The organism is Arthrobacter sp. NPDC093128, assembly GCF_040683875.1.
GTDB lineage: Bacteria > Actinomycetota > Actinomycetes > Actinomycetales > Micrococcaceae > Arthrobacter.
This window is the reverse complement of record NZ_JBFBEY010000071.1, coordinates 1-1,362: the sequence shown is the minus strand read 5'-3', so window position 1 is coordinate 1,362 and position 1,362 is coordinate 1. Positions and strand designations below refer to the sequence as shown.

Here is a 1,362-nt window from a genome sequence, read left to right as displayed (position 1 = left end):
GGGACTGTCTGAATAACGGTGGATCCAGGGTTGGCCTGACACGCCGGGCGTTGCCTGGCGGGGAGGACTGATCATGAGCGACACCATGGATCCCATGGCGACTGATGTGGATCAGCAGGAGTTAGCGCAGCAGCTCCTGGCCCAAGCCCGGGAGCAGGGCATCGACCTCGTCGGCCCTGACGGGTTGTTGAACCGGCTCACGAAGAACGTCCTGGAGACCGCTCTGGAAGCGGAAATGGACGAGCACCTCGGATACGAAAAACACGAGGTGTCCGGGCGCGGGAGCGGGAACTCCCGCAACGGCACCCGCACGAAGACCGTGCTGACCGAGATCGGGCCAGTGGAGATCGATGTGCCGCGGGACACCGGCTCGACGTTCGATCCGCAGATCGTGCGCAAGCGGCAGCGCCGGCTGACGGGCGTGGATGAGATCGTGTTGTCTTTGAGCGCGAAAGGGCTCACGACCGGGGAGATCGCTGCCCACTTCGCCGAGGTGTTCGGCGCCAGGGTCTCAAAAGACACTATTTCGCGCATCACGGAGAAGGTCATCGGGGAGATGACCGAGTGGCAGAACCGGCCCCTGGACCGGGTTTACCCGGTAATGTTCATCGACGCGATCCACGTCAAGGTCCGCGACGGGCAGGTCACCAACCGGCCGGTCTACGTCGCTATCGGCGTCAGCGTCAACGGCGAACGGGACGTCCTCGGGCTATGGGCCGGGGACGGCGGCGAAGGGGCGAAGTTCTGGCTCTCGGTGCTGACCGAAATCAAAAACCGCGGTGTCGAGGACGTCTGCATCACGGTCTGCGACGGGCTCAAGGGCCTTCCCGAGGCCATCACCACGGTCTGGCAGCTCGCTGTCGTCCAGACCTGCATCGTGCACCTGATCCGCAACACCTTCCGATATGCCGCCCGCCAGTACTGGGACGAAATGTCCCGTGATCTGCGCCCGGTCTACACAGCGCCGTCCGAGGCCGCGGCGAAGGAACGCTTCGTGGAGTTCTCGGGCAAATGGGGCAGGCAGTACCCGGCGATCAGCCGGCTGTGGGAGAACGCGTGGACCGAATTCGTGCCGTTCCTGGACTACGACGTCGAAATCCGCCGGGTCATCTGCAGCACCAACGCCATCGAATCCGTCAACGCCCGCTACCGGCGTGCGGTCAGGGCCAGGGGCCATTTCCCCACCGAGCAGGCCGCCCTGAAATGCCTCTACCTCGCCACCCGGGCACTGGACCCGACCGGCAAAGGCAGGGCACGATGGGCCACAAGGTGGAAGCCGGCACTGAATGCCTTCGCCATCACCTTCGACGGAAGAATCAACTAAATGCCAACCGTGGATCAACCGTTAAACGGACACTCCCT

At 63.9% G+C, this 1,362-nt stretch carries 1 protein-coding gene; it reads left to right on the top strand.

Features of this window, described 5'->3' with window-relative positions; genetic code table 11:
- Nucleotides 1–73 precede the first annotated feature (73 nt).
- On the top strand, nt 74–1,324 hold the full coding sequence (locus AB0N24_RS27525) for an IS256 family transposase (protein WP_364131770.1): 1,251 nt from the start codon (nt 74–76) through the stop codon (nt 1,322–1,324).
- The last annotated feature ends 38 nt before the right edge of the window (nt 1,325–1,362 follow it).

Bases quoted from the DNA above. Each gene is read 5' to 3' on its own strand.
- AB0N24_RS27525 (WP_364131770.1), top strand. From the start codon at position 74: ATGAGCGACACCATGGATCCCATGGCGACTGATGTGGATCAGCAGGAG.